Genomic DNA, 18,778 nt, shown 5'->3' on the forward strand with positions numbered 1-18,778 from the left:
CGAGCGGAACCGGGCGCTGCCCGGAGTCCAGAACGTAGGCGCGGGTGCCGGCGAACGGGCGGCCCAGCGGCATGGAGGCGGTGTCCCCCCGCGCGCCGAGCGCCGGTCGGTCAGCTGTCGCCCTTGCGCTCGCCCAGGGTGACCTGGGCCGTTGCCGTCTTGCCGTCACGCTTGTAGGTCAGCGTCACCTGGTCGCCCGGCTTGTGGGTCCAGATCTCGCCGATCAGGGTCGGGCCGCTGTCGACCACCGTGTCGTTGAACTTCGTGATGACGTCGCCCGCCTTGAGACCGGCCCGGTCCGCGGGCCCGCCCTGTGACACGGCTGCCGTGCCGCCCGCGCCCTGGTCGGAGATGACGGCACCGCCGTTTCCCTCGTCCATCGTGACCGTGGCGCCGATCACCGGGTAAACAGGCTGACCGGTCTTGATCAGCTGCTGGGCCACGTTCGTCGCCTGGTTGATCGGGATGGCGAAACCGAGGCCGATGGAGCCCGCCTGGGTCTGGCCGACACCGCTGCCGGTCGACTGGATGGCCGAGTTGATGCCGATGACCGCGCCGCGTGCGTCGAGCAGCGGTCCGCCGGAGTTGCCCGGGTTGATCGAGGCGTCGGTCTGCAGGGCGCTCATGTACGAGTTGCTGCCGCCGGAACCGTCGCCGGAGGCGACCGGGCGGTTCTTGGCGCTGATGATGCCCGTGGTCACGGTGTTGGACAGACCGAACGGGGCGCCGATCGCGATGGTCGAGTCACCGACCGCGACCTTGTCCGAGTTGCCGAGGCTCAACGGGGTGAGCTCCGCCGGCGGGTTCTTCAGCTTCAGCACGGCGACGTCGTAGCCCTGCGCCCGGCCGACCACCTCGGCGTTGTACTTCTTGCCGTTGGAGAACGTCGCCGTGAGCTGGCCGCTGTCCGCGGCGGAGGCCACCACGTGGTTGTTCGTGAGGATGTGGCCTTCCTTGTCGTACACGAAGCCGGTGCCCGTACCGCCCTCGCCGTCACCGCCCTGCGCGTCGATGGTGACAACGCTCGGCAGTGCCTTGGCGGCCACGCCCGCGACCGTGCCGGGATCGCGCTTGAGGTCCTGCGGATCGGCCGACGCCGCGACGGTCGTCGAGCCGCTGGAACTGTCGTTCCGGTCGGCCGCCCAGTAGCCGAGAGCACCGCCGACGCCGCCGGCGATCAGCGCCGCCACCGCCACCGCGGCCACCAAGGCGCCCGCGCCCCGCTTGCGCGGGCTTTCGGGGGAGTGGAGCTGCGCCGGGGCTCCCCAGACCGGACCGGCGCCGCCGCCGTCCGAGCCGTGCTGCGCGTACGCGGGAACGGCGGGCGGGGGCGGGGGCCAGTTGGCCTCGGCGGCCGACTGGATGCCGGGGGGAGCCGTACCCGGCATGGACGGCATGGGGGTGGTCGAGGCTGCCGGTTCCTCCATCGGAGGGAACGGCTGCGCCGGGGGCGACTGCTGCGCGGCTGTCGCGTCCGGCGCCTGCGGGTGCGCCGGGGCGGCCGGCGTGGACGCCGGCGTGCTCTCGGACGACCCCTGCGGAGCATCGGCCGGCACTGGAGGTGCGGACGGAACGGGCGGTACGGCCTCGGCCGCGGAGCCCTCGTTGCCCTCGTTCTCTGTGCTCACAGCTCTTTACTCCTCGGTTCCACATCATTTTCGGCAAGAGATCCGCTGTGTACGTGTCCTCGGACAGCTTTTCCCAAGACGCGTCAGGCCACTGTAAGCAGGAGCTGTGCATCCGCACACCAATCTTTACATCCGACAAAACGGTCCACCGGTACGAGGCGCCCTCAACCGCGGCTTCCGGCAGCAGGACATCCACGGCGCACCGTGCGGTTACCCGCGGCGCACCATGCGGTCACCCGCGGCGCACCATGCGGTCACCCGCCAGCCAGCCCAGCTGTACGCAACAGTCGCCCCTCGGTGACACCATGACGCAGTGACTCACGCAAGGCAGCAGTCCACGCACCGTCCCATCCAGGTCATCGCCCACCGGGGCGCGTCCGACGACGCCCCCGAGCACACCCTGGCCGCGTACCGGAAGGCTATCGAGGACGGTGCCGACGCACTGGAGTGCGATGTACGGCTCACTGCCGACGGGCACCTCGTCTGCGTGCACGACCGCCGGGTGAACCGCACCTCCAACGGCCGCGGCGCCGTCTCCGCGCTGGAGCTCTCCGAGCTCGCGGCCCTGGACTTCGGCTCCTGGAAGGACCGCGAGGAGACGGAGTCCCCGGACTGGGATCCGGTGCCGGGAGAGCTCACTTCCGTACTCACGCTGGAGCGGCTGCTCGAACTGGTCGCCGAGACAAAGGCCACCGGGCGCAAGATCCAGCTGGCGATCGAGACCAAGCACCCCACCCGCTGGGCGGGCCAGGTCGAGGAGCGGCTGCTGGATCTGCTGAAGCGCTTCGAGCTCGACACGCCGCCGGCCGACGGCCCGTCACCGGTACGGATCATGAGCTTCTCGGCGCGCTCCCTGCATCGCGTCCAGATCGCGGCCCCCACCCTGCCCACCGTCTATCTGATGCAGTTCGTCTCGCCACGCATGCGGGACGGACGGCTGCCCGCCGGGGCGCAGATCGCCGGTCCGGGGATGCGGATCGTACGCAGCCACCCCGGCTACATCGAGCGACTGCACCGCGCCGGCCATCGCGTGCACGTCTGGACGGTCAACGAACCGGAGGACGTCGAGCTCTGCGTCGAGCTCGGAGTTGAGGCAATCATCACGAATCGCCCGAAACAGGTTCTGTCACAACTGGGACGCTCTTAACATCAGTTACACGGAGTACACCGGCGCATTCGAATCGTATTCGATCGTTACGAGTGCGTCACTGACAAGCGATTGGCCGGTTTCCGGTCCAGCCCGGGAGGGCATCCACTCCGTGGCGTGGGGCAAAGGAGGTCTCGGGGGTGGCGTTGGTGGTGGCACAGGAAGTGCCCACGTCGTCGAGCATGGCCGTACCCCATGGCCCTGCGGGCGTGGGTCAGGCGCGGCACCGGATGCGTGAACAACTGCGCAGCTACGGGGTCTCGGATTCGGTCGTCGACGATGCTGTATTGATCCTTTCCGAACTACTCAGCAATGCCTGTCGGCACGGCAGGCCACTGGGGCGGCACACAGATGTGGGTGACGGCGACATCCGCGCCGCGTGGTGCGTGGACAGAACAGGCGGACTGACCGTCGAAGTGACGGACGGAGGCGGTCCCACCCGACCGATTCCGGCCACACCGTCGGTGACGGCGCGCGGCGGACGCGGGCTCAACATCATCAGCGCGCTCGCCGAGGAGTGGGGCGTACGCGACAGTTCGTCCGGCGAGGTCACCGTCTGGGTTCTCGTCAGCGAGGGACACGGGCCGGTGTCCGGAGGACCGACTGCCTCAGGGATGCCGGACATGTCGGGGCTCGACGAGCTGGGCTTCGCGGACGCGGGCTGACGTATCCGCACGGCTGCGGATACAGGTGTCGGCGGTGGCGGCTCGGGCCCCGCTGCCGAGCCCCGATGCCGTGCCCCACGGACGCGGGCCGCCCCACGGGCCGGGCTCCGCGGACGCCTTCGACGACGCGGGCCGACGTCCCCTACAGGTACGGGTTGTCAACGATGGCGGCAACGGCGGCCATACGGACCTGCCCCGTGCCGCCACGCACATACCGTCCCACACACGCCAAGGGCCGAGGCAGGCGCGGGCGTTGCGCCCTCGCCGTAACGCCGGGCGCACAAGGGGATGCGCCCCGGACGCCACACGGCCCGCTAGGCTCGCGGCCCAGACCGCACTGTCGCAATCGGGAGAAAGCCCACCATGGCCAAGAAGCGCCCTCAGACCAAGGCCGGGAAGCAGCAGCTCAAGGACGGCGAGATCCCGGTGGTCGGGGCTCGCGAGCCCTGCCCGTGCGGTTCGGGCCGCCGCTACAAGGCGTGTCATGGACGCGCCGCCGCCCAGGCCGTGACCGAGCTCGTCCACCGCCCCTTCGAAGGTCTGGCCGGCGAGTGCGACTGGGTCGCGCTGCGCGAGCTGGTGCCCGCGGCCACGGTCGAACTGACGCTGAAGGGCGGACTGCCCGAGGGCGTTCCCGCCGTGACCCTCGCGACCGTTCTGCCGATGGCATGGCCGGCGCTCCGCCGCGACGACGGCACGGTGCTGCTCGCCCTGCAGAACGACACCCCGTCCGGTGACCTCAGCCGTGATCTCGCGGACACGCTGCAACGGGCGTTGGACGCCGAGCCCGGTTCTCCCGTGGCTTCCCGACGCGCACCGGCCGACGGTCCGCGGCTGCAGGACCTGCTCGATCCCGACGCGGCGTTCGAGCCTGTCGTCCACTCCGGCTTCGAGTTCTGGGTTCCGGACGCGGAGAACGCCACGCCCGAGGTGTCCGCGTCCCTGGAGCGGGCCAACGAGGCGGCGATCCCGACGACGCGACTCTCCGGCGTGGACGCCGCGTACTGGTGCGAGACCCCGGAGAAGAACCACCTGCGCTGGGTCATGCCGCACTCCGAGGAACAGCTTCTCGACGCCCTCGCCCGGCTGCACGCTGCCGGAACCTCCTCGTTGGGCGAGGGGACGCGGCTGGTCGGCTCCTTCCGGGCACACGGGCTGATGGTCCCGGTCTGGGATCTGCCGAGCACGATGGGGGCCGAGGAGTGCGAGAAGCCCGCGGCCGAACTCGGCGAACGGCTGACCGCGGCGCTCGCCTCGGACGCGCCGCTCACCGCCGAGGAGCGGCGGGCCCGCGGCGGGCTCACCAACCGCCAAGTGACGCTCAGCTGACAGTGACGACACCTTGATCCGTACGGTGATTCGCGTCACAAATCGCCGTACCCGCAGGTAAATCGCTGAACTCATACGTGAGATCGAATTTGCGAACGGCAGATCTCTTGTTACCGTTCTAGAAGCCCGGTCGCTGGTGCATCCCCCGTCGCCAGCGATCGGGCATCCTCATTTCCGGGTACGGCGCACGGCCCGTGACGCGGCGCACGCGCCCGCGCACGATCCCCTCGCCTCGCCGGCGCGGCCCACTCGCTGACGCAACCCGCTCGCCGGCACAGCCCGCCCCGCCTCCGCATCAGTCCCCGGCAGCCCGGCGCCCGTTCGTCGCCGTCAACCCTGCGCGACAGGGCCGAGGTTGACGCCGGATCATCAACCGGCAGCGGAGGCCGCTTCACCAGGCCCCACATCCGTTCCGACCGGAGCGCTAATTCTCGGACAGAATTCGATGGCCGAAAATCCCTTACGAATACCCTCCACTCCATCGGTCGAATAAATCTTCGAATAATGCCTCGAAAGAGTTTGCGGAGTCGTCCAGAAATCCCGCCACCGACGCGCTTTGCAACGGCAGACTTCGCATGGACCGACGCGGTCGGCTTCACCCGAATTCTCGACAGCCCGCCCGACAGCCCGCCGGACATTCCACAGGAATATGCGCACCCGGTGCCACGCGCCCCATTCCGCTGGGAAATCAGGCCGACTCACGCCCGAATGAGTGAGCCGACCGCCGCATGAGTAAGCCGACCATCCCGTAAGTGAGCCCACCGCCACGCGAGTAGGCCGACTGCCACGCGCGTAAGCCGACCGCCCCGTAAGCGAGCCGGCCACCGAATGTGTGAGCCGACCGCGCATTCCCTGCCCGCAGGGGGCGACTCGGCCGGTCGCCGACCACGCCTCAGTAGGCGAGCCGACTGCCGCCGTCCGGTGCGCCGTTGCTCGCCTCGACCAGTGCGTCGAGCACCGCCGCCACATCCGGCAGCCACGGCGCCGCAGGCCCGGCGGCGAGCGCCGTACCACCCGAGCGCAGCCGGGGGCCCGTGAAGGGGGCCCGTTCCCAGCGCACCTGCCCGGCTCCCGCCTCGGACGGCGGAAGGACGAGGTAGCCGCCCTCGCCATGGAAACGCAGCGAACTGGGCACCTGGTCCTTGGCATGCAGCAGCTCGCCGAGCCGTTCGAGGCTGTACGGGGCGACCAACAGCGACCACCGGGTCGGCGTCGCCACCACGGGGCCGAGCCGCACACCCATGCGATCCAGCTCAGCCAGCGCCCGGGCGGCCGCGACGGCCGGCAGGCTCAGCGCGCACGGGGCGCTGCCGCCCGTGGCCAGCACGATCGGGGCGGTGGGCCGGTTGGCCCACCACCAGCGCACCATGCGCTCGTCGGTGGTCGCCGCGAGGAGACCGGGGTCGAAGGGGTGTGCGCCGGGCACGGCGCACTCGGGATCGGGGCAGGCACAGCCACGGTCACGGCCGCCACGGCCACCGGCCGCCTCAAGTCCCACTCCAGGGAGCACGGGCCACTGCCATGCGGTGGCACAGGTCAGGACCGCGTCCAGTTGGGCGGGCCTCACCCTGCGCCGGAGCCGGAGCCTGCGTCGCCTTCCGAGGATCTCGCGCATGAGCGCTCGTTCCTTTCCGTTGAACGCCGGGGGTCCACATCACACCATGCGTGCATCACGACACGCGTTCACAACTTCACTGTGCGTACATGCTCTTCAAATCTGCGGTACGGGTGGGGCATCGGTACCGAGCATGCGCTGAGCCGGGTCGAGCGGGGCCGAGACGGATCCGGACACGAACATGGCGAGGAACAGCGCACATGTCGTGCCTGTCGTCCGATGGTGCAAACCTCGCCACTCGGGAGTGGGGGCGTGGCCGTCACAGATGAGGACGTCCGGGCTCGCTGCCGGGTTCCGGGGCGATCGGAACTGCCCCTGGCCATCATCGAAATACGTACCCAGCATGCCCGAAATGACGCTCCCTCGGGACTTCACCCCCGAGAGCACTCCCTCGTCGAGCGGACCCAGTCGACCGCAAATAGCCGCCATAGGGTGCATTTTTTGGCCAACTTAAGAGTCTCTTGGACACCACAAAACCCGCAGGGACAATGCTGGACATCGCCTTACTTGTACGTGTACATGTGGATGTTACGCGTACCTGCGGATGCCGCGCGTACATGTGGATGCACTGATAGCGGCGCAGAACGACATGGGGGTTTGCGATGCTATTCGACGAATCGCACGGGTGGGAAAGTCGACTGCAATGAGCGCCCCGCACCTTCCGAAAGTGGCTGGAATCGATCCCATGGTTCCCGTTTCAGCACACAGTCCTGCCGGATCTCTGTCCGACGTACCGGCCACACCCGGAACATTCATCCAGGACCGGCTGGCCGGATCCGTCTCCGACCTCACCACGCTGCACGAGCTCACCGAGCGCCTGGCCCGGACCAGCACGCTCGACGACGCGCTGCACGAACTGCTGGACGCCGGAGCCGCCCTGGTCGGCGCCCGCCGTGGTCTGGTCGTCTTCGAACCGTCCGACCACCGCGGCCCCGTGCGCACCATCGGCCTCGGACTCGCCCATGCCGAACTCGGGCACATCGAGACGCTGCCGCGCAGCGCCACCTCCTACGGCCGGATCCTGGAAGGGTTCCCGGACGCCGAGGGAGCGCGGGCCACTCCCGATCTGCTCGGTGACACCAGCCTGGACCCCCGCCGCCGCGAGGTCGCCGCCCGGCTCGGATACGGCGCCAGCTACGCCCTGCCGCTCACCGCCGAGTCGACCGGCCGACTCGGTGCGGCCGTCTGGCTGTACGACGAACCCGCCGAACCGCTGGAACGGCGGCGCCATCTCGTCGGCCTCTACGCCGGATTCGCCGGCGAGCATCTGGCCAGGGTCCTGGAGCTGGAACGAGCCAGGGCCGACGCCGCCACCCTCAGGGAGGAGCTGCTGCCCAGCCGACTGCCCCGGGTCACCGGCGTACAGCTCGCCGCACGCCATCGCACGACCCCGCAGGGCAGCGGCAACTGGTACGACGCGCTGGCCCTGCCGGAAGGCGCGCTCGGTCTCGCCGTGGGCTCGGTGAACGGCTCGGGGCCGAGCGCACTGGCCGCCATGAGCCGGCTGCGGGCCGGACTGCGGGCCTACGCGGTGATGGAGGGCGAGGATCCGGTCGCCGTGCTCTCGGATCTGGAACTCCTGCTGCGGCTGACCGAACCCGCTCGGTCCGCGACCGCTCTGTTCGCCTACTGCGAACCCGCCCCTCGCAAGATCCTGCTGGCCGACGCCGGCCACACCCCGCCACTCGTGATCGGCGACCGGCGCACGGAGTTCGTCGAGACCTCGGTCTCCGCCCCGTTGGGCATGCTCGCCTGCTGGGAGGCGCCCAGCGTGGAGATCACCGTCGCGCCCGGCGAGACCGTACTCCTCTACACCGACGAGCTGCTGCGCCGGACCGGCGACTCGACGGACCGGGCGTTCGCGCGGCTCCACTCGGCGGCGGCGTGCGTGCCGAAGGCGCTGCGCGACGACGCAGGATCCGTCGCCGACCATGTGCTGCGGACCGTCCTGGCGGACGGGGCCGACACGGGCGAGGGCACACAGGACGTGGTCGTTCTGGCCGCGCGTTTCGAGTGAGCCGCACGTTTCCGCTGAGCCGCACGTTTCGAGCGAGCCGTGTGTTCCCGCTGAGCCGCACATTTCCGCTGAGCCGCGCCGCCCTCCCCGGGCGAGCATGTAACAGGTACTCCGGCCCTGTGCCCCTTCCGTGCACCCGTACGATGGGGAGGGTCCAGTGTCGTACCAAGGAGAGACAAGTCGTGGCTGAGGAGCTCACCCCGGAAAACCCGGAGACCGAAGAAGAAACGGTCAAGCAGCGGAAGAACGGCCTGTACCCGGCCGTCTCCGATGAACTCGCCGCGAACATGAAGTCCGGTTGGGCCGATACCGAGCTGCACGACCTCGAACCCATCGCCCAGGCCGAGCACACGGCGGCCCGCCGCGCCGCGCTCTCCGCGCGTTTCCCCGGTGAGCGTCTGGTCATCCCCGCGGGCAACCTGAAGACCCGCTCCAATGACACCGAATACGCCTTCCGCGCCTCCACCGAGTACGCGTACCTCACCGGCGACCAGACCCAGGACGGCGTCCTCGTCCTGGAACCGACCGAGGACGGACACGAGGCGACCATCCATCTGCTGCCGCGTTCCGACCGCGAGAACGGCGAGTTCTGGCTCGACGGCCAGGGCGAGCTGTGGGTCGGCCGCCGCCACTCCCTCGCCGAGGCCGAGCAGCTGCTGGGCATCCCGGCGAAGGACGTGCGCAAGCTCGCAACCGCGCTGACCGAGGTCACCGGTCCGGTCCGCAACGTCCGCGGCCACGACGCCGGTATCGAGGCGGCGCTGACCGACAAGGTCACCGCGGAGCGCGACGAGGAACTGCGCGTCTTCCTCTCCGAGGCCCGACTGGTCAAGGACGCCTTCGAGATCGCCGATCTGCAGAAGGCCTGCGACGCCACCGCACGCGGCTTCGAGGACGTCGTCAAGGTCCTCGACAAGGCCGAGGCGACGAGCGAGCGCTACATCGAGGGCACCTTCTTCCTGCGTGCCCGTATCGAGGGCAACGACATCGGCTACGGCTCGATCTGCGCCGCCGGCCCGCACGCCACCACCCTGCACTGGGTACGCAACGACGGCGCCGTGCGCTCCGGCGAGCTCCTGCTGCTCGACGCCGGTGTGGAGACGCGTGACCTCTACACCGCCGACGTGACGCGCACCCTGCCGATCAACGGCACGTTCACGCCTCTGCAGCGGAAGATCTACGACGCGGTGTACGAGGCACAGGAGGCAGGCATCGCGGCCGTCAGGCCCGGTGCCGACTACCGCGACTTCCACGACGCCGCGCAGCGCGTGCTCGCCGAGAAGCTCGTCGAGTGGGGCCTGCTGGGCGACCTGTCCGTGGACAAGGTCCTGGAGCTGGGCCTCCAGCGCCGCTGGACGCTGCACGGCACCGGCCACATGCTCGGCATGGACGTCCACGACTGCGCCGCCGCGCGCACCGAGACGTACGTCAACGGAACGCTGGAGCCCGGTGTCTGCCTCACGGTCGAGCCCGGTCTGTACTTCCAGGCCGACGACCTGACCGTCCCCGAGGAGTACCGGGGCATCGGCGTCCGGATCGAGGACGACATCCTCGTCACCGAGGACGGCAACCGGAACCTCTCCGACAAGCTGCCGCGCCGGGCCGACGAGGTCGAGGCCTGGATGGCTCAGCTGAAGGGCTGATCCGGCACGTCCGGTAACGGAGAGACCTCCGGTGACGGACACATCCGGCAGATCCGGGTCCGACACTCCCGGCGGCAAAGAAGCCTCCAGCAGGTCCGGCGCCGGTCCCGCCGCGCGCCGAAGGGCGCACCCACGCGTCGAAGGGCGCCCCGCTCAGGACACCATGAGCAGGGCGCCCTCGCGCCATTTCAGGACCTTGTCGAAACTCACGACGGCGCCACGGCCGGGGCGGTTGCCGAACTGGACGTGATCGGCGAGCTGCTCGATCAGACAGAGTCCCCGGCCGTCCTCCGCGCTGAGCGACGGGTACGGCAGGGGTTCGTGCTGGTGCGCGGATGTACGCAGCGTGCGCCGGGCGGGGAACCCCGGCCCCGAATCGGCCACTTCGATACGGCACTTCTCGCCGTCCAGATAAGCGGTGACCCGGTACTGCCCGCACGCCGTCCGCGACAGCCCGTCCCCCGCGTCCCACGGCTCATGGTCGACGCTCCGCTCTCCCTGCGGCCTGTGATCGCCACCGTGCTCAACGGCGTTGGCACAGGCTTCGGTGAGCGCGACCGACAGGTCGAAGGAGACGTCCGGATCGACCCCCGCGTTCTCCATCGCGCCCAGCAGGAAACGACGGGCGAGCGGAACACTCGCAGCCTCGCGCCGCAAATGGAGGGACCACCAGATGCTCATGCTCCAGCCTCCTGGCTGCGGCTCGACATACCGATACGTATTGCCGCACATGGCCGTTCGTAAGCACAGACCGGATGTGAGACCGCTCATTCGGCGGGTACCCGCACCCGGTGCACCCGTGTATGTCGGACCGGCCGGTGTTCGCGATCAGGGTTCACATCCGGCCACGGCGACCCGGCACACGACCAACCGGACGGAAGGTGACCTTCCGGACCTGCCGCACGGGCGCCCGGGTCGTGGTGCGATGATGACCTCGCCATGTCTACGCCTGTCGCACGCGCCGGAGCCGGTCTGCGGCTCCTGAGGGCCACGGTGTTCACCGTGGTCTGCGTAGCGCTGTCCGCGGCAGGGCACTCCCTGGCCTCCTGCGCGATCGTCCCCTGGTGGACCCTGCTCGCCGGATTCCTGGGAATCTTCGCGGTGACGGCACTGCTCGCCGGGCGCGAGCGCTCCCTGCCGTCCATCGCCGCCGCACTGGCCGGCGGACAGATCGCCCTGCACACCCTGTTCGGGGTGGGCACACACACCACGTCCACGGACACCGCGGCGGGCGACGACCTCCTGATCCGATTCGCGGCGAGCATCGTGTGCGGCGCGGGCCCGGCGCAGTTGAACGCCGCCGACGCGCACCGCATCATCACCACCGCGGGCATCGACCCGGCGTCGGTGGTGGACCGCGGCCACCAGCACATGGTCTCCGCTTCCGGCTCGGGCTCCTCTGTCCTGGCGGGGACGGCGGCTCTGCTGCCCAGTGTGCCCATGGTGCTCGGTCACCTGCTGGCCGCCGTGGTCACCGGCTGGCTGCTGCGGCGCGGCGAGATCGCCCTGTTCGGCCTGGCCCGGCTTTCCGCGTACGGCGTCCAGCAGATCGCGGCCGGGGCCCGGTTGCGGGCGCTGCGCGCCGCGCTCGCGCTCGTGAACGCCCTACGGGCCGGACTCCGCGGAGGCTCCACGACCGGGCCGCGCACGCTCCGTACCGCGGTCGACGCCCCGGCCCCCGCCACCGGGGATCCCTTGCTGCACATGGTGATCAGGCGCGGACCTCCACCCGTATACGCACGCGCAGCCTGACGCGACACCCTCCACCCGACGCATGGACGACCCGGCACATGGACCACTCGGTGCCATACGGGCCGACGTGCGTAGGACGGCCATACGGGCCGGCGTGCGTACGACGCACTGGGCAGAGGTGTCGCGATGCCGTCGCGCACCCGCGCGCCGGGCACACCTTCCTTCGTGCTTCTGTGGAGTGATCCCTGCCATGAACGTTTCCCGCATCGCTCTCGCCGGCGGTATCGCCGCGTCCACCGTGCTGATCCTCGCCGGCACCGCCTCCGCGCACGTCAGCGTGCAGCCGCAGGGCGAGGCCGCCAAGGGCGGTTACGCGACCGTCAACGTCAAGGTTCCCAACGAGCGCGACGACGCCTCGACGGCCAAGGTCGAGGTCAACTTCCCGACCGACCACCCGCTGGCCTCCGTCATGCCGCAGGCCGTGCCCGGCTGGGACATCCAGGTCACCCGGAGCAAGCTGGCCAAGCCGCTCGACATGCATGGCCAGAAGATCAGCGAAGCCGTCTCCAAGGTGACCTGGACCGCCACGGGCGACAAGGACGAACGCGGCATCCGCCCGGGCACCTTCCAGCAGTTCCCGCTCTCCATCGGCCAGCTTCCCGAGGACGCCGACCAGCTGGTGTTCAAGGCCATCCAGACGTACGACAACAAGGAGGTCGTCCGCTGGATCGAGGAACAGAAGGATGGTGCCGCCGAACCCGAGAGCCCGGCACCGGTCCTCAAGCTGACTGCCGCGACCACCGGCGAGCACGGTGCGGCCGCCGACGACAAGAGCGGTGCCGACACCACCGCGACAGCCGCGGACAAGCACACGACAGCCGCGTCGGACGAATCCTCCAGTGACATCACGGCCCGCGTCCTCGGCATCGTCGGCATCGTCATCGGCGCCGCGGGGGTGGCCTTCGGGGTCCTCGCCGGCCGTCGCCGCACCGCCTGACCGCCGACCCCACCCGCCCCACCCGCCCCACCCGACCCACCCGACCCACCCGACCCACCAGGAATCAGTGCTCCATGCGTAAGAAAACGGTGCTGGTCGCGGCGTTCGTCGCCGCGACCGCGCTCACCCTGTCCGCCTGCGGCAGCAGTGACGACGCGAAGAAGCCCATAGCCGATGTGTCGGTCGAGGCCGACACCAAGGCCGCGACCGTACTCGACCAGCCGTTCACCAAACCCGACCTCGTCCTCACCGACACCCACGGCAAGAAGTACGACCTCCGTGAGCAGACCAAGGGCAAGCCGACGCTCATCTACTTCGGTTACACCAACTGCCCCGACGTCTGCCCGCTCATCATGAGCAACATCGCCATCGCCAAGAAGTCCCTCCCCAAGGCCGACCAGGACAACCTTCAGGTCGTCTTCGTGACCACCGACCCCGAGCGCGACACCCCGGCCTCGCTCGGCAGCTGGCTCAAGGCCCAGGACGCCTCCTTCATCGGCCTCACGGGCGACTTCCCCACCATCCAGGCGGGCGCACGCCAGATCGGCATCGGGATCGACGCCCCGAAGAAGGAAAAGGACGGCACGATCGTCTCGATGCACGGCTCCCAGGTCATCGCGTTCTCGCCGAAGACCGACCAGGGGTACCTCGTGTACAGCGAGGACACCTCGCCCGACGACTACACCAAGGACCTCCCCAAGATCGTCAAGGGGGAGACCCCGTGAACCGCCGCACCACCCTCGCCGGCGTCGTCGCCCTCACCACCGGGCTGACGCTGGCGGGGTGCTCGTCCTCGGGCGGCACACCCGAGCTGAAGGTGACCGGCGCGTTCATGCCACAGCCCGTCAGCGACATGGCGGCCGGTTTCCTCGTCGTCAAGAACAGCGGCGGCGCGCCCGACCGGCTCACCTCGGTCACCAGCCCGCTCTCGGACGACGTCACGATCCACGAGACGAACAACCAGACGATGCGCATGGTGACGTCCTTCGAGGTGCCCGCAGGCGGCGAGCTCGATCTGGAACGTGGCGGGAACCACATCATGTTCACGAAACTCAAGCAGCAGCCCAAGCAGGGCGAGAAGGTGTCCGTGGAGCTGCACTTCGAGAAGGCCGACCCGATAAGGGTCGACCTTCCCGTGAAGGAGACCACCCACAACCCGAAGAAGCAGTGAGGGACTGACTCGCCATGACAGCCACCGCCCCGCACTTCGGACCGTCCCCGTCCGCAACCGTGCCGCGCCGGCCGCTCTCCGCGGCCGCACTCCTTGCCGCCCTCGCGGCCATGGTGTTCGGCCTGCTGCTGGGCGGCGCGGCACCCGTGTCCGCACATGCCGCACTCACCGGGAGCGATCCGCAGGACGGGGCGGTGGTCGACACCGCCCCCAAGGAGGTCACGCTCACCTTCTCCGAACAGGTCGCCATGAGCGACGACTCCATCAGGGTCCTGGACCCGAACGGCAAACGCGCCGACACCGCCGCCGCGCCACGCGATCTGCACAGCGGCTCCACCGTGAAGTACGGCGTCTCGCTGCACAGCGGACTGCCCGACGGCACGTACACCGTTGCCTGGCACGCCGTCTCGGCCGACAGCCACCCCGTCTCGGGCGCCTTCACCTTCTCCATCGGAGCCCCCTCCAGCACCAGCGTCACGCTCCCGGCCGACGAAGCCGGCGGCGGACTCGTCGGCACGCTCTACGACATCGCGCGCTACGCCGCGTACGCGGGTTTCGTCCTGATGGCCGGCGGCGCCGCCTTCGTACTGGCCTGCTGGCAGCGCGGCGCGGGTGCGCGCCCGCTTCAGCGCCTGGTCGTGGGCGGCTGGATGACCCTCACCGCGGCCACCCTGGCCATGCTGCTCCTGCGCAGCCCGTACACCGGCTCCGGCCAGCTCGCGGACGCCTTCGACCTGGACGGCCTGAAGGCCGTGCTCGACACCAAGTCCGGGGCAGCACTCGTATCCCGGCTGCTGCTGCTCGGCGCCTCCGCACTCTTCATCGCTGTGCTGTTCGGGGCGTACGCGAAGCGCGAGGACGGGCGCGAGAAGAAGGACCTCACCTTCGGACTGGCCTTGGGCGGCACGGTGATCGCCGCCGGGATCGCCGGCACCTGGGCACTCGCCGAACACGCCTCGACCGGAATCCAGCCGGGCATCGCCATGCCGGTCGACGTCCTCCACCTGCTGGCCGTCGCGACCTGGCTGGGCGGGCTGGTGGCTCTGCTGGTCGCGCTGTACCGGACACCGGACATCGGAACGGCGGCTGTACGCCGCTTCTCCCGCGTCGCGTTCGGCAGCGTGCTCGTGCTCACCGCCACGGGGATCTACCAGTCCTGGCGCCAGGTCGGTACCTGGTCCGCGCTCACCGGCACGCGGTACGGGCAGTTGCTGCTGGTGAAGGTGGGTCTCGTCGCCCTGCTGGTCGGCATCGCCTGGATGTCGCGCCGCTGGACCGCACAGCTGGTCACGCGCGGAGCCGGCAGGGCGGAAGAGGAAGCCGTCGGCAGGGGTGAGGACGAGGACCGGGACGAGGGCGGGGACGGGGTCGAGGACGGGGACGGGGTCGAGGCCCGGGCCGGAGACAGGGTTGAGGTCGGCGCCGAGGCCAAGAAAGCCGAGGACGGGGCTGTGAAGTCGGGGGCTGTGAAGTCCGGGGCCGTGAAGTCCGGGGCCGTCGGCGGACTCGCGGCTCCGGCCGAGGATCCCGCCCGGGCGACCCAGCTCGCCCGGCAGAGGGCCGCCCGGGCCACCGCCGAGAAGAAGCGGATCCGCGATGCCGACCCCGACCGGTCGGGGCTTCGCCGTTCGGTGCTCGCCGAGGTAGGGGTCGCCGTGGTGCTGCTGGCCGTGACGACCGTACTGACGTCGACCGAGCCTGCCCGCACCGAGGAAGACGCGGCCCGCTCGTCGACGGCGACGACCGCCCCCGCGGCCTCGGGCCCGGTCAACCTGGAGCTGCCCTTCGACACAGGCGGCACGAACGGCAAGGGAACGGTACGGATGGACATCGATCCCGCCCGTACCGGGACCAATGAGCTCCACATCTGGATCGACGGCAGCGACGGCAAGGCCATGGACGTCCCCGAGCTGAAGCTCGCCTTCACTCTGAGCGCCAAGAACATCGGCCCGCTCCCCGTCGCCCCTGTCCGGCTCACCGAGGGCCACTGGACCGCGAGCGGCGTCCAGATCCCGATGGCGGGCAACTGGAAGGTCGCGGTGACCGTGCGTACGTCGGACATCGATCAGACGACCATCGACAAGAACGTGAAGATCGGCTGAGCAGGATCGTGAGCGGAAACAGCAACAGGAAGACCGTCCCGAACAGCAGGAAGACCTCCGCCGTCAGCGGAACCGCGGCGGGCGGCGGGACATCCGCAGGCAGCAAGACCTCCGCGGGCAGAGGAGAGACGTCCACCGGCCGTGGGAAGACCTCTGCGAGCAGCGGGACCTCCGCGGGCAGAGGAGAGACCTCCGCGGGCAGCGGGACCTCCGCGGGCAGCGGAATCTCCGGGGGCAGCGGGAACGCTTCCGTCGGTGGTGGAGTCGCTTCGGTCGGTGGTGGAGACGACAAAGCCCGGTCCGACGGCACCATCTCCCGGCGACGGCTGCTCGGCAGCGCGGGGGCGGCGGGTGCGACCGGGTTGGTGCTGGGTGCGGCGGGAGGCACAGCCGGCTTCGCGGCGACCCGGCCCGACGAACCGGCCTCTCTGGCCACGGTCGGCTCCACTCAGGTGATGTTTCACGGGAAACATCAACCGGGGATCACCACTCCGCTTCAGGCCCGCGGCCATCTCGTCGCCTTCGATCTTGCTCCCGGCGCGGGACGTAAGGAGGCGGCTGCCCTGATGCGTCGTTGGTCGGCCGTGGCCCGGCGCCTGATGGCGGGTGAGCCCGCCGACGGCGGCACGGCGGACGGCGCGCCCCATGACACCGGGATCGCGCTGGATGCCGGACCGTCCTCGCTGACCGTCACCTTCGGATTCGGCCGCACCTTCTTCGAACGCACGGGCCTGGTCGACCGGCGGCCACCGGGGCTGGATCCGTTGCCGCCCTTCTCGTCCGACCACATCGAGGCCAAGCGCTCCAACGGTGACCTCTGGGTACAGATCGGCGCCGACGACGCACTCGTCGCCTTCCACGCGCTGCGTGCCGTGCAGAAGGAGGCCACCCCGGCCGCCCGGGTCCGCTGGCAGATGAACGGCTTCAACCGCAGCCCCGGCGCCACCGCGCAGCCGATGACCGCGCGCAACCTGATGGGGCAGATCGACGGCACCGGTAACCCGAAGCCGACCGAGAGCGACTTCGACCGGCGCATCTTCGTCCCCACCGGAACGAACGCGCCGTACGACTGGCTGGCAGGCGGCTCGTACGCGGTCGTACGGCGGATCAGGATGCTGCTCGACGACTGGGAGAAACTCCCGGTGGAACAGCAGGAGCGGGTCATAGGGCGGCGCAAGAAGGACGGTGCTCCGCTGAGCGGTGGCACCGAGACCACCGCGATGGACCTCGACAAGGCGGGCCCTGACGGCAAGCTCGTCATCCCGGACAACGCCCACGCGCGCATCTCGTCCCCCGAGAAGAACAGCGGCGCGGCCATGCTGCGGCGCCCCTTCTCGTACCACGACGGCATCGCGGCGGACGGTGCTCCGGATGCCGGGCTGCTGTTCGTCTGCTGGCAGGCGGACCCGCTGCGGGGGTTCGTGCCGGTGCAGCGGAAGCTGGACCGTGGCGATGCCCTGTCACCGTTCATCCGGCACGAGGCCAGCGGCCTGTTCGCGGTGCCGGGCGGTGCGGGGGACGGCGAGTACGTGGGTCAGCGGCTGCTGGAGTCCTGAGGATCCGGAGCGCATTAGGGTGACGGTATGTCCGCCACGCGCTACGCATATCTCGGCCCTGAAGGCACCTTCACCGAGGTTGCCCTCCGTACCCTCCCGGAAGCCGCCACTCGTGAACTCGTCCCGATGGTCTCCGTGCCGGTGGCCCTGGACGCGGTACGCAGCGGAGCCGCCGCGGCAGCACTCGTACCGATCGAGAACTCCGTCGAGGGCGGCATCACCGCGACGCTCGATGAGCTGACCTCCGGTGATCCGCTGATGATCTACCGCGAGGTGCTGCTCTCCATCACCTTCGCTCTGCTGGTGCGGCCCGGAACCAAGCTGTCCGAGATCAAGACGGTCACCGCGCATCCGGCCGCACAGCCGCAGGTGCGCAACTGGATGGCCGCTCATCTCCCAGATGCCGTGTGGGAGTCGGCGGCCTCCAACGCCGACGGTGCCCGGCTGGTGCAGGAGGGACGCCACGACGCCGCCTTCGCCGGTGAGTTCGCGGCGGCCACCTACGGCCTCGAACCGCTGGTGACCGAGATCCACGACGCGGTGAACGCGCAGACCCGCTTCGTTCTGGTGGGCCGGCCCGCCCGGCCGGCGGCGCCGACCGGCGCGGACAAGACATCGGTGGTCATCTGGCTGGGCGAAGACCATCCCGGTGCGCTACTCGAACTGCTTCAGGAGTTCGCGGTGCGCGGAGTGAACCTGATGCTGATCCAGTCGAGGCCCACGGGGGCCGGCATCGGCAACTACTGCTTCGCGGTGGACGCCGAGGGGCACATCGCGGACCGCCGGGTCGGCGAGGCGTTGATGGGGCTGAAGCGGATCTGCCCGAAGATCCGCTTCCTCGGCTCGTATCCGCGCGCCGGGGTGACGCCTCAGGACGTACGGCCGCTGCGGGCGGGGACATCGGACGCGGAGTTCACGGAGGCTTCCGACTGGCTGGCCCGCAATCTCGACGGCCGGGGCTGACGCCGGTCCGGAACGGCAGACCGGTGGCCCCGGACCGATGCGCGGGAACCATGCGATCGGTGTGCCTGGGCGACGTCGTCCGTCCCGGGCACTGGCCGTCCGGGGTGCCGTCCGTCCCGGGGTGCCGGTTGTGCCGGTTGTGCTGGCTGCTGGCTGCTGGCTGCTGGCTGCTGGCTGCTGGCTGCTGGCTGCTGGCTGCTGGCTGCTGGCTGCTCAGGGTGCCGACGATCCTGGCTGTCGTCGATCCCGAGTA

Annotated in this window: 15 protein-coding genes; 12 read left to right on the forward strand and 3 right to left on the reverse strand. The window is 70.0% G+C overall.

Annotation, left to right across the window (positions count from 1 at the left end):
• Positions 1 to 110: 110 nt before the first annotated feature.
• Entirely contained in the window at positions 111 to 1,628 is a 1,518-nt protein-coding gene (locus ACFVUT_RS22920; RefSeq protein ID WP_389650844.1) for a S1C family serine protease, read from the reverse strand.
• Positions 1,629 to 1,941: 313 nt separating this feature from the next.
• Here ACFVUT_RS22920 and ACFVUT_RS22925 point away from each other — a divergent pair, with 313 nt between their 5' ends.
• The 3 genes from ACFVUT_RS22925 to ACFVUT_RS22935 all read left to right on the forward strand — a co-directional run bounded on the left by ACFVUT_RS22925 (position 1,942) and on the right by ACFVUT_RS22935 (position 4,769).
• Entirely contained in the window at positions 1,942 to 2,775 is an 834-nt protein-coding gene (locus ACFVUT_RS22925; RefSeq protein ID WP_389650840.1) for a glycerophosphodiester phosphodiesterase, read from the forward strand.
• 140 nt (positions 2,776 to 2,915) lie between these two features.
• Positions 2,916 to 3,440 (forward strand): ATP-binding protein, encoded by a 525-nt coding sequence (locus tag ACFVUT_RS22930; protein WP_389650837.1) that lies wholly within the window; start codon positions 2,916 to 2,918, stop codon positions 3,438 to 3,440.
• A gap of 363 nt (positions 3,441 to 3,803) precedes the next feature.
• A complete protein-coding gene (locus ACFVUT_RS22935; protein WP_389650835.1) occupies positions 3,804 to 4,769 on the forward strand; it encodes a DUF5926 family protein in 966 nt (321 codons plus the stop codon).
• An 892-nt stretch (positions 4,770 to 5,661) separates the two neighbouring features.
• Here ACFVUT_RS22935 and ACFVUT_RS22940 read toward each other — a convergent pair.
• The gene (locus ACFVUT_RS22940) at positions 5,662 to 6,384 is read right to left on the reverse strand and encodes a bifunctional DNA primase/polymerase (protein ID WP_389650832.1); all 723 of its coding nucleotides are present in this window, start codon (positions 6,382 to 6,384) and stop codon (positions 5,662 to 5,664) included.
• A gap of 589 nt (positions 6,385 to 6,973) precedes the next feature.
• On the opposite strand from ACFVUT_RS22940, the gene ACFVUT_RS22945 reads away from it, so the two are divergent.
• Both ACFVUT_RS22945 and ACFVUT_RS22950 read left to right on the forward strand, forming a co-directional pair.
• Entirely contained in the window at positions 6,974 to 8,401 is a 1,428-nt protein-coding gene (locus ACFVUT_RS22945; RefSeq protein WP_389651060.1) for a PP2C family protein-serine/threonine phosphatase, read from the forward strand.
• 182 nt (positions 8,402 to 8,583) lie between these two features.
• Complete coding sequence (locus ACFVUT_RS22950) at positions 8,584 to 10,044, forward strand: aminopeptidase P family protein (RefSeq protein WP_389650830.1); 1,461 nt, start codon at positions 8,584 to 8,586, stop codon at positions 10,042 to 10,044.
• A gap of 153 nt (positions 10,045 to 10,197) precedes the next feature.
• Here ACFVUT_RS22950 and ACFVUT_RS22955 read toward each other — a convergent pair whose 3' ends face one another.
• Positions 10,198 to 10,725, reverse strand: a complete 528-nt coding sequence (locus tag ACFVUT_RS22955; protein ID WP_389650828.1) for an ATP-binding protein — start codon at positions 10,723 to 10,725, stop codon at positions 10,198 to 10,200.
• Positions 10,726 to 10,983: 258 nt separating this feature from the next.
• Here ACFVUT_RS22955 and ACFVUT_RS22960 point away from each other — a divergent pair, with 258 nt between their 5' ends.
• The 7 genes from ACFVUT_RS22960 (at position 10,984) to pheA (ending at position 18,525) form a co-directional block, all read left to right on the forward strand.
• The gene (locus tag ACFVUT_RS22960; protein ID WP_389650825.1) at positions 10,984 to 11,796 is read left to right on the forward strand and encodes a hypothetical protein; all 813 of its coding nucleotides are present in this window, start codon (positions 10,984 to 10,986) and stop codon (positions 11,794 to 11,796) included.
• A gap of 190 nt (positions 11,797 to 11,986) precedes the next feature.
• A complete protein-coding gene (locus ACFVUT_RS22965) occupies positions 11,987 to 12,733 on the forward strand; it encodes a YcnI family protein (protein WP_389650822.1) in 747 nt (248 codons plus the stop codon).
• Positions 12,734 to 12,807: 74 nt separating this feature from the next.
• Positions 12,808 to 13,458 (forward strand): SCO family protein, encoded by a 651-nt coding sequence (locus tag ACFVUT_RS22970; RefSeq protein ID WP_389650820.1) that lies wholly within the window; start codon positions 12,808 to 12,810, stop codon positions 13,456 to 13,458.
• Positions 13,455 to 13,904: a copper chaperone PCu(A)C gene (locus tag ACFVUT_RS22975; RefSeq protein WP_389650817.1), complete on the forward strand. Its 450-nt coding sequence runs from the start codon at positions 13,455 to 13,457 to the stop codon at positions 13,902 to 13,904. The genes ACFVUT_RS22970 and ACFVUT_RS22975 overlap by 4 nt, the downstream gene beginning before the upstream one ends.
• Before the next feature lie 14 nt (positions 13,905 to 13,918).
• On the forward strand, positions 13,919 to 16,006 hold the full coding sequence (locus tag ACFVUT_RS22980) for a copper resistance CopC/CopD family protein (protein WP_389650814.1): 2,088 nt from the start codon (positions 13,919 to 13,921) through the stop codon (positions 16,004 to 16,006).
• 311 nt (positions 16,007 to 16,317) lie between these two features.
• The gene (gene efeB / locus ACFVUT_RS22985) at positions 16,318 to 17,562 is read left to right on the forward strand and encodes an iron uptake transporter deferrochelatase/peroxidase subunit (RefSeq protein ID WP_389651057.1); all 1,245 of its coding nucleotides are present in this window, start codon (positions 16,318 to 16,320) and stop codon (positions 17,560 to 17,562) included.
• Between the two features lie 27 nt (positions 17,563 to 17,589).
• A complete protein-coding gene (gene pheA / locus ACFVUT_RS22990; protein ID WP_389650811.1) occupies positions 17,590 to 18,525 on the forward strand; it encodes a prephenate dehydratase in 936 nt (311 codons plus the stop codon).
• The last annotated feature ends 253 nt before the right edge of the window (positions 18,526 to 18,778 follow it).

Source organism: Streptomyces sp. NPDC058051, from assembly GCF_042885475.1.
Taxonomy (GTDB): Bacteria; Actinomycetota; Actinomycetes; order Streptomycetales; family Streptomycetaceae; genus Streptomyces.

Coding starts and splice junctions, on each gene's coding strand:
- ACFVUT_RS22945 (WP_389651060.1), top strand. CDS start 6,974: ATGGGGGTTTGCGATGCTATTCGACGAATCGCACGGGTGGGAAAGTCG.
- ACFVUT_RS22955 (WP_389650828.1), bottom strand. CDS start 10,725: ATGAGCATCTGGTGGTCCCTCCATTTGCGGCGCGAGGCTGCGAGTGTT.
- ACFVUT_RS22980 (WP_389650814.1), top strand. CDS start 13,919: ATGACAGCCACCGCCCCGCACTTCGGACCGTCCCCGTCCGCAACCGTG.
- ACFVUT_RS22970 (WP_389650820.1), top strand. CDS start 12,808: ATGCGTAAGAAAACGGTGCTGGTCGCGGCGTTCGTCGCCGCGACCGCG.
- ACFVUT_RS22960 (WP_389650825.1), top strand. CDS start 10,984: ATGTCTACGCCTGTCGCACGCGCCGGAGCCGGTCTGCGGCTCCTGAGG.
- ACFVUT_RS22965 (WP_389650822.1), top strand. CDS start 11,987: ATGAACGTTTCCCGCATCGCTCTCGCCGGCGGTATCGCCGCGTCCACC.
- ACFVUT_RS22935 (WP_389650835.1), top strand. CDS start 3,804: ATGGCCAAGAAGCGCCCTCAGACCAAGGCCGGGAAGCAGCAGCTCAAG.
- pheA (WP_389650811.1), top strand. CDS start 17,590: ATGTCCGCCACGCGCTACGCATATCTCGGCCCTGAAGGCACCTTCACC.
- ACFVUT_RS22940 (WP_389650832.1), bottom strand. CDS start 6,384: ATGCGCGAGATCCTCGGAAGGCGACGCAGGCTCCGGCTCCGGCGCAGG.